The following is an 8,895-nucleotide window of genomic DNA, read 5'->3' as shown; positions in this document are numbered from 1 at the left end:
TTTTTTAAAGCGGACACCAATAACCTTAATCAATCCTTTATCACCTCTATATTTGAAGTGTTAATTGTTCCATCACTAAAGTTGGATGAACATTTTGCTTCAAATTCCGTTTTGCCTGCAAGATCGCATTTAAAATATGGTGAAGTTTTTCCTGCGAAAAATACCTTGTTGTTCGTTGAAGACTTTCATCGTCCGTAGTAAACACTACCATGGAGTCCTCTCTTCCAATTTGTGCGTACAAAATATCCTTAAAAGCTAAAAGCAGTAAATCAAATCCTTGTTCTTGCTGCTTTCGATCTTTAAAATGTGGAATCCAATGCTGATGAATAAATAAGTAAACATCATCAGGCTTAGTTGAAAACATGTCTATTAATTGTACCATTATCTTTCTGGACTCTGCAAACCACTCATCTTCAATCCATGTAAACGCATCATTTAAATTATTCGTTAAAGCACTCATTAAAATCGCATTTGCCTCGGACATTCCTGATTCGGTAAGCTGCTGTTGGAATAATCTAGGATTAAGTGGGCGCAAGTCTATTACTTGGCAACGAGACCTTATCGTTGGAAGGATGGATTGACTATTATCTGTCAGCATCATTGCTGTTGTTTTTTTACTCGGTTCCTCCAGGAATTTTAAAATACGATTTGCAGCATTTGCTGTCAACGTATCAGCGCCTTTTATAATATATACTTTTTGCGTTGATTCAACTCCTGAATAAATAAACTCTTTCTGCAGGTTTCTGATTTGTTCAATTTTTATCGACTGCCCATCGGGCTCAATCCAGTGAACATCTGGATGATTTCCGGAATCAATACGCTTACAATTACTGCATATGTGGCAAGGGTCAGCGTCTCTTAAATTCTCACAAAACAGTACTTTTGCCAGCAATAGAGCAATGGCTTCTTTTCCGGTGCCACGTTCACCTTGAACTAAATAGGCGTGAGAAATACGATCTTTCTTTATACTATTTGTAATAATTTTACTTGCTAAAGGTTGAATTTCCATAACCTCAGACCATGTTTTCATCCCAGTTCATCCTTCATTTATTACATATATAAATTAACCAGTAAACCTTTTATTTCACCGATCATACCAAGCAGGTCTACTGACTTTTTTTCGTGATTCATCATTTCCTCTGTTAATGCTATTAATTTTTCATCAACTTCTTTTATAATCGATAATTCATGGTTTTGTCCCCCGTAGTTAAAACGATAAGACTTTTTTATATCAAGTCCATTGGAAACTGTTTCTTGCAATAAATCTTTAATCATATGCTTAAACTTTACTAAGTCTTTAAATGACCTAAAATGCGCAAGCTTCTCCCCTTGATGGGTAATATCTCTTATTAATTGCTCAATGGCCTGTTGTCTTAACTGATGTGTTTGGGACTGAACCATCCTGTCAAACCCTTGTTTGCTTTTTCCCGCAGTTCGATTAAATGTCGTTTCGATTTGTGAGCGCATTTCCTGACTAATTTTCATAGGCCAGCCCCTTTAATTAATGGCATTTTGTAAACGAACAGAGTTGTCAGCATTCTTTTCGACTTATGCTTAAAACTGATAAAATGACTCGATTGGCAGGATAAATACGGTTGCACCGCCAAGCTCTACTTTAACAGGTTTTGGGATATAGGAATCTGCATTGCCACCCATTGGTGAAATAGGTGCAACCATTTGCTCACGCTGAGAGCAATTGTCACGGATAATGGATAATGCATCATCCACATAATCATCCCCGCAGCCAATCATTAATGTTGTATTTCCTTCCTTCAAAAATCCACCCGTGGTAGCTAGCTTTGTCGTTTGAAAATTTTCACTTCCTAAGGCATCTGTCAGACGATTAGAATCCTTATCTTGAACAACAGCAATAATTAACTTCACTTTCTTTACCTCCTTTTTTACTTTGCTTGCAAATGAGAAATGATTTTTTCCAGCGTGTCTATTTCAACTTGTTCTACATCTCGGTTTGCATCAACTTTTTGGATACGGTTTGAATAGCGTTTACAAAGTATTTCATAAGCCTCATAAACTTGCTCATGAAAATGAACTTTTTCCAAATCTAAACGATTCCTCTCTCTATCTTTATTCAAACTAATGCGTTGCAATCCCTTTTTTGGTTCAATATCAAAAAATAAAGTTAAACTCGGCATACAATCTAAAATAGCAAACTGATTAATTCCAAATACTTCATCCATTCCTAGACCTCGGGCATACCCTTGATAAGCGAGACTGCTATCGATAAATCTGTCACAGAGAACGATTTTCCCTTGGTCTAATGCTGGCAGTATTTTTTCAACTAAATGCTGTCTTCGCGCAGCAGCGTATAACAGTGCTTCTGTACGTGCATCCATTTCTGTATGAAGAGGGTCTAGGATGATTTCTCTCACCTTTTCCGAGATTTCAATACCACCCGGCTCCCTTGTCTCAAGTACATCGTAGCCCATGTCAGATAATTTGTGATGTATTGAATGGATAACTGTCGTTTTTCCAGCACCTTCTACACCCTCAAATGTTATAAAATATCCGTTCACGTATCTTCTTCTCCTTTATTATAAACCTTTATACCATTATTTATATCACAGTGCTGAAAAGTAACACCTTGCTTGATTAATTGTTTAATCATTTGTATGTGTGTCTCAGTTATTTCTTCCCCTTTAAGAATGAAAGGAATGCCTGGCGGATATGGGATCACTGCCTCTGCTGCTATTTTTCCTTTTGCATTATCTAGAAGGGTTAGTACAGAAGTCTGTTGACTCATTTTTGGATAAGTCAAAGCTAATTTATGCACTTTATTTGAAAATAACTCTTTCATATCTATTGTAGCATGATTTGTTTTAATTTTTAATTCATCATTTATGCTTGTTACTGCTTTTTTAAGCTCACTTAATCTATGAAAAGGAGCTAATCCATGAATGAATAAAAGTTGATTATGTGTGACGAGTTCAGGAAAAACCCCATTTTTTTCAAAAAGACTTGCGACCAAAGCAGAAGAAATTCCTTTTTTCATAGATAACGTAATCTTTAAGGGGTCATCTTTTTCTGAAATTGGAAGAACGACGCATGCATTTAGTGATGCCATAACTTGTCTGACTTGTTTCACACTAGTTAAAACATCTGATACGCTTTTGGAAGTCAGGGTTGCCAAAAATGATCTGGCAATATCTAGTGATGCCATTAATGGGTAGGATGGGCTGCTAGATTGCAATATTTGCAAGAAATGGGCAACCTTTTCTTCCGCAACGAATGATGAGTTTATATGTAAGTAAGAAGTCATCGTCATTGCTGGTAATGTTTTGTGGGCGGAGTGTACTACAGCATCTGCACCGAACTTCAGTGCTGAATGTGGAAATGGGTGAATTCCTAAAGAAAAATGAACTCCATGTGCTTCATCAACTAATACAGGTATCTGATAGGTATGTGCCAGTTCAATCATTTCCTTTATCGCGTATGTTCTGCCAAAGTAATCGGGATAGGTTAATACAACAGCTTTGGCATCTTTATGTTCCTCTAAGGCCTGTTTTAATGTTGCCGGGCTGGGACTAGTATAACGATTCACCGCTTCATCATAATCAGGTGTTATAAAAATAGGATCAGCATTAGCTAATTCCAGTCCATTCATAATCGATTTATGACAGTTCCGCTGTACAATGATTTTGTCTCCCGTAACGCATACAGCCAAAATCATTGCTAGATTACCAACTGTGCTTCCACCAATGAGAAAAAAACTTCGCATTGATCCAAAGTAATCAGCTGCTAAACTTTCCGCTTCAGCAATTACTTCCTTCGGGGCATGTAAATCATCCATTCCTGTTATCTCCGTTACATCAATGGGCAAAATTGAACCAAAAAAGCGGTCTGCACGCTTTGGAAAGATGAGGCCGTTCTTATGTCCAGGGACATGAAAGGAAATTGGGGCTGCCGCAGCATATTGCTTTAACTTTGTATATAGTGGAGTTACTTGATGATCTTTTTTCAATTTTATTCAACATCCTTCTATGTTAATTATCTTTATAATAAGGCTTTAAACTTACCATTACGCATCTTATAGACTATTTGTAAATTCCAAATCCATTTCATATATTTTACTTTTATGGTCATCATTGGTCAATTTTAGAATTCCAGGCACTTTTTTCGGACCACCACCCTTTTAAAAATGGAAGGAAGAGACTTTACACCTAAAACAATAAAAAAAGCCTTTGCAAGCAAAGACTATAACAAATAAGAAGGAGATTAATTTTAGAAACAATCATATCTTACAAATCTAAGAATATAATCTTGGTTGATTCATATTTTTTAACTTTCTTAAATAATAGTTATACTTTTCCTCCCGTGGCTCCGTATGGATCATGTTTCGTTCACATTCACAGCAAATAAATAGGTTGTATAAATGAATTCCTTCCTTCTTTTCCTCTTCACATATGCCACACCGTTCAAATACGATAAACCGATTCATTTTCTTCACCTCCGTTAGTTTTAGCATCTCCTAATCTAACGGAATCTATACATATAAATCTTGTAAACTTTGATAAAGTATATGCTCCCCATGCCTGTTTGTATTCAAAAATGAAATAAAAAATAGCCGAAAGCTCATGTAAGCTCTCAACTATTTTACTAAAGTAAAAATAAATGAATTGCTGCAAGGGACGCTAGTCCAAATAAACCTAAAAATCCTGATATACCTATCGTAAATAGATTAATAGGTATATGTAATCCAATTGCTCCTCCAAAAACGTTAACAAAAAACAAAAATAGGACACCAATGCCTAATTTCACAGTAGTGTGGGCGATAAAACGCATTGGTTTAGCAGGAGCACCGATCAGTAATAATAATACAATTAATACAACCATAATGGAAATGACTAATGTAGAGTTCATCCTACGTACACTCCTTTTCTTTGTCTCTTTATACTAAAAGTATGAAAAGAAACACCGAAAAAGAACTAAAACTGATTAGTAATTCCAGGTTGCATTTATTTTCCTGTGCCTTGCTTCTCTAAGTAAAAACAAATACTTTGCTCGAGCTAACCCTTTTTTATATATAATACTATCAATAGGCTCAATACTATTTTCTAAGAGCGATTGAATTTGTTTCCACTCATTTTCTAAAGTGAAAATAGATTCTAGCAACTGCTGATCTATTTCTTTTTTCTTGTTCATTTTCCTCCCCATGCCATTCACCTAAATTCTACAAATCTCTTCTGCCCTCGATCGCCTTTGAAAGCGTAACTTCATCAGCATATTCCAAGTCACCGCCAACAGGCAGCCCATGAGCGATTCTCGTTGTACGGACCCCTGAAGGCTTCACAAGACGTGAAATATACATTGCAGTTGCTTCTCCTTCAATGTTTGGGTTTGTAGCTAAGATTAATTCATCTACTTCTTCATCTTTTAAGCGATTAATCAGATCGGGTACGTTTATGTCCTCAGGCCCAATGCCATCCATGGGTGAAATAGCACCATGTAAAACATGGTATTTTCCACTGAATTCCTTCATTTTTTCCATGGCAATGACATCCTTTGGATCCTGCACAACACAAATAACGGATGAATTTCTTGAATTATCCTGGCAAATGGAACATGGATCCTGATCTGTAATATGTCCACAGATCGAACAGTGAGATAATTCCCGCTTCGCTTTTACTAACGAGTTAGCAAAATCCATTACATCATCATCATTCATATTAATAACAAAAAAAGCCAGTCGGACGGCAGTTTTTGGTCCGATTCCTGGCAATTTTGTAAAACTGTCAATCAGTTTGGAAATCGGTTCTGGATAATACATCTATAAGTGCCTCCTAGAACATTCCGGGCATATTTAATCCTTTCGTAAATTGTCCCATTGTTTCATTGGTTTTTTCATCAATCTGCTTAATGACATCATTTGTAGCTGCAAGAACAAGGTCTTGTAGCATTTCTACATCATCTGGATCAACTACTTCTTCTTTAATTTGTACATCTGTAATTTCCTTTTGACCATTTGCGGTAATTGTCACCATTCCACCGCCTGCAGTTGCTTCAAAGCTCATCGCATGCAGTTCCTCTTGCGCCTTCGCCATCTTTTTTTGCATTTTTTGCATTTGCTTCATCATATTCCCCATATTTCCCATACCTTTCATGGAAAACGCCTCCTTTTCATGTACCTTTATAATTACTGAATGAAACTAAAGCTTAATCATGTATTTCTAATAGATCATCCCCGACAAGCTTTCTTGCCTCCTCTACTAAAGGATCTTTTTCTTGCTCCTTATTCTTTGAGGCTGATGCAGGGTGTTCTTGAATACTTATATATTCATTGCGTAATTCCTTCCAGTTATTGTCCGGAATTGGAATTATTTCAAGCTGCTTTCCGATTATATTTGAAAGTACCGATTCTACAATCTCCTGATTATCCAAAAACAGGGAACAATGAATTTCATATTTGAACGCAACCACGAGCGCTTTATCTGATGCAGCCGCAGGTTTACTATCTTGAATTGTCGCATGCGCGGGGGCGTTGGTTGTTTTTAATTTGTTTAAAAATCCGCCCCACTCCGATTGTACTTCTTTTAAAGCAGCTTTTTTCGCCTCTTGAAGCACGTTGCGAATTTTTTCATATGGGATTTTATAACTATTTCTCATTGCTCGGGCTGGTGGTTTTCTCGGGTCTGAACTTTTTGTTGGAGTTGCTGTAACAGGTCTTTCCTTTAATGTATTGATTTCTTTTTCCAATTGTGCCAGCTTATTCGTCAGCCTCGTTATTTCTTCTGAGTCAGCCACGTCGCCTGCTTGCTGCTTTTCATGGTATCTGTTTGTTATCGTTAAAATTGAAATCTCAATAAATACTTTTGGACTGTTCGTCCATTTAATTTCCTGTTGACATTGGTTTAATTGCATAATCGCATCTTGAATCCATTCTACATGAACATTTGCTGACAACTGCTTAAATTCGCTATCTATTCTAGCTCTTTCCAGAACATTTTCCAAAGACGGGGCACTCTTATATAACAACAAATCGCGTAAAAAGTAAATTAAATCAAACACAAAACGCGCTGGATCCTTACCATGTTGAATTAAATCGTCCAAAAGATTCAGTGCTTGCTGCACATTTTTATGATACATTTCCTTAACAATATTTGTTAATATTTGTTGGGATACGCCTCCGGTAACGGCTAACACATCATCTAACTCAACAGTATCGTCACTATACGATATCGCCTGATCAAGTATGCTCAATGCATCCCGCATACCGCCTTCTGCAGCTAATGCCACAGTTTCCAATGCTTCGGGTGAAACGGTAATATTCTCAGCATCAATAATTTTTTGCATTCGATCAACAATTGCCCTACTGCCAATGGGCTTAAAATCAAAACGTTGACATCTTGAAATAATCGTTAGTGGTATTTTATGTGGCTCTGTTGTCGCTAAAATAAATACAACATGCTTTGGTGGCTCTTCCAATGTCTTTAGCAGCGCATTAAATGCATTTACTGAAATCATGTGCACTTCATCAATAATATATACTTTATAAGGGACAGAACTTGAAGCATATTTAACTTTATCACGGATTTCACGAATATCATCTACACTTGTATTTGAAGCGGCGTCTATTTCAATTACATCCGAAATGGAACCATCTTGAATACCACGACAGGCTGCACATTCATTACATGCCTCTGTTGTCGGTGCATGCTCACAATTGATGGTCTTAGCAAAAATTTTAGCTGCACTTGTTTTTCCCGTTCCACGAGGTCCAGAAAATAAGTAAGCATGTGAAAATTTTTCCTGTGCAATCGCATTTTGCAATGTTCTGGTGATATGCGCTTGTCCCACAACATCGCTAAAATTCTTTGGACGCCAGACACGATATAATGCTTGATAACTCATAAATACCCGTTCCTCTCCCTAATCTTACCTTTAATTATACCCGATTTATAGGTGCTATGTGAACCCAAGCGATTAAATAAGAAAAAATTCATCAAGTGGCTGATACGTGGTGGAAAAGAAAAAGTATTCGAAGTTCTTAATCCCCTTTAATATAAGGTTCTAAAATGATAAGTGATACAAAAAAGCTGTATCAAAAGATGCCCTAAAACATTTTGATACAGCTTTTTCAATATGTACGCCGTGCACCCATCGTCGATGTGATGACCCTATGCGTTACTTAAGTTCATGGCTCGGCCTAGGCTTCCCTGCGGCACACAAGGATAACCACTTACTGCTGCTTCCTTCCGGATCTGACAGGATTCATGGGTCCCTGTTGCGCAGGACCTAAGCGTCAACACCACTCCCTTAAGGCAGGCCATAAAGCCGCCACACCTTGGACGGGAATTCAGTCTCGCTATAGCGGATTGCGAGTATAGGGCACCGCTACCTCCCCACTTAGCACGACATTCTTTATTATAACTATTTTTTCTTCAAAAAACAAGAAAAGATTGTTGTTAATTTTTTCTGTTTCTTAATGCTTTGAAAAAATCCTTTAATAAATGTGCACACGCTTGTTCAAGAACACCGCTCCTTAACTCAACTTGGTGGTTAAATCGCTTTTCCGAGAGCAAATTCATTAAAGTTCCAGCACAGCCTGCTTTTGGATCAAAAGCTCCAAAAACAACCCGTTTTATCCGGGATTGGACAATCGCTCCTGCACACATCGGACAAGGTTCAAGAGTAACATATAACGTACAATCCTCTAAACGCCAGCTTCCTTGTTGTTTATTTGCTTTTTGAATTGCAATCAATTCGGCGTGGGACAGGGAAGATTGCGATGTTTCACGCAAATTAAAACCTGAAGCAATGATCTCATCCTTATAGACAATCACCGCCCCAATTGGTACTTCATTCAGCTCCCTCGCCTTTTTTGCCTCTTTTATAGCAATTTGCATAAATTGTTCATCTGACATCGTTTACTCAACTCTT

Annotated in this window: 11 protein-coding genes, 1 other RNA gene and 1 pseudogene; all 13 read right to left on the bottom strand. The window is 37.3% G+C overall.

Going from position 1 to position 8,895, the window contains the following annotated elements:
- Positions 1 to 46 precede the first annotated feature (46 nt).
- The 13 genes and pseudogenes from holB to tadA all read right to left on the bottom strand — a co-directional run bounded on the left by holB (position 47) and on the right by tadA (position 8,879).
- Positions 47 to 1,030, bottom strand: coding sequence for a DNA polymerase III subunit delta' (gene holB, locus GZ63_RS0114510; RefSeq protein WP_029270792.1), 984 nt, complete (start codon positions 1,028 to 1,030; stop codon positions 47 to 49).
- A 20-nt stretch (positions 1,031 to 1,050) separates the two neighbouring features.
- Entirely contained in the window at positions 1,051 to 1,485 is a 435-nt protein-coding gene (locus GZ63_RS0114505) for a YaaR family protein (RefSeq protein WP_029270790.1), read from the bottom strand.
- 69 nt (positions 1,486 to 1,554) lie between these two features.
- Complete coding sequence (locus GZ63_RS0114500) at positions 1,555 to 1,884, bottom strand: cyclic-di-AMP receptor (protein ID WP_029270788.1); 330 nt, start codon at positions 1,882 to 1,884, stop codon at positions 1,555 to 1,557.
- A pseudogene (tmk, locus tag GZ63_RS0114495) lies at positions 1,853 to 2,534 on the bottom strand (dTMP kinase). Before tmk ends, GZ63_RS0114500 begins: the two are co-directional and overlap by 32 nt.
- Positions 2,531 to 3,979: an aminotransferase class I/II-fold pyridoxal phosphate-dependent enzyme gene (locus GZ63_RS0114490; RefSeq protein WP_029270786.1), complete on the bottom strand. Its 1,449-nt coding sequence runs from the start codon at positions 3,977 to 3,979 to the stop codon at positions 2,531 to 2,533. Before GZ63_RS0114490 ends, tmk begins: the two are co-directional and overlap by 4 nt.
- A gap of 285 nt (positions 3,980 to 4,264) precedes the next feature.
- Positions 4,265 to 4,456, bottom strand: coding sequence for a sigma factor G inhibitor Gin (locus GZ63_RS0114485; protein WP_029270785.1), 192 nt, complete (start codon positions 4,454 to 4,456; stop codon positions 4,265 to 4,267).
- A 158-nt stretch (positions 4,457 to 4,614) separates the two neighbouring features.
- Positions 4,615 to 4,878: a pro-sigmaK processing inhibitor BofA family protein gene (locus GZ63_RS0114480; protein WP_029270783.1), complete on the bottom strand. Its 264-nt coding sequence runs from the start codon at positions 4,876 to 4,878 to the stop codon at positions 4,615 to 4,617.
- 75 nt (positions 4,879 to 4,953) lie between these two features.
- Positions 4,954 to 5,160 (bottom strand): YaaL family protein, encoded by a 207-nt coding sequence (locus GZ63_RS0114475; RefSeq protein WP_226374440.1) that lies wholly within the window; start codon positions 5,158 to 5,160, stop codon positions 4,954 to 4,956.
- A gap of 28 nt (positions 5,161 to 5,188) precedes the next feature.
- Entirely contained in the window at positions 5,189 to 5,785 is a 597-nt protein-coding gene (gene recR, locus GZ63_RS0114470; RefSeq protein ID WP_029270779.1) for a recombination mediator RecR, read from the bottom strand.
- Between the two features lie 13 nt (positions 5,786 to 5,798).
- Positions 5,799 to 6,119 (bottom strand): YbaB/EbfC family nucleoid-associated protein, encoded by a 321-nt coding sequence (locus tag GZ63_RS0114465; RefSeq protein ID WP_029270777.1) that lies wholly within the window; start codon positions 6,117 to 6,119, stop codon positions 5,799 to 5,801.
- Between the two features lie 52 nt (positions 6,120 to 6,171).
- Positions 6,172 to 7,866 carry a DNA polymerase III subunit gamma/tau gene (dnaX, locus tag GZ63_RS0114460; protein ID WP_029270776.1) on the bottom strand — a complete coding sequence of 565 codons (1,695 nt, stop codon included), beginning with the start codon at positions 7,864 to 7,866 and terminating at the stop codon, positions 6,172 to 6,174.
- Between the two features lie 238 nt (positions 7,867 to 8,104).
- Positions 8,105 to 8,370, bottom strand: an RNA gene (gene ffs / locus GZ63_RS17570) — signal recognition particle sRNA large type.
- Positions 8,371 to 8,420: 50 nt separating this feature from the next.
- The gene (gene tadA / locus GZ63_RS0114455; RefSeq protein WP_029270775.1) at positions 8,421 to 8,879 is read right to left on the bottom strand and encodes a tRNA adenosine(34) deaminase TadA; all 459 of its coding nucleotides are present in this window, start codon (positions 8,877 to 8,879) and stop codon (positions 8,421 to 8,423) included.
- Positions 8,880 to 8,895 lie beyond the last annotated feature (16 nt).

It is taken from the genome of Virgibacillus alimentarius (assembly GCF_000709085.1).
Lineage (GTDB): Bacteria > Bacillota > Bacilli > Bacillales > Amphibacillaceae > Virgibacillus_B > Virgibacillus_B alimentarius.
Note: the sequence above shows the minus strand (reverse complement) of the source record. Positions and strands in the feature narration are given on the sequence as shown.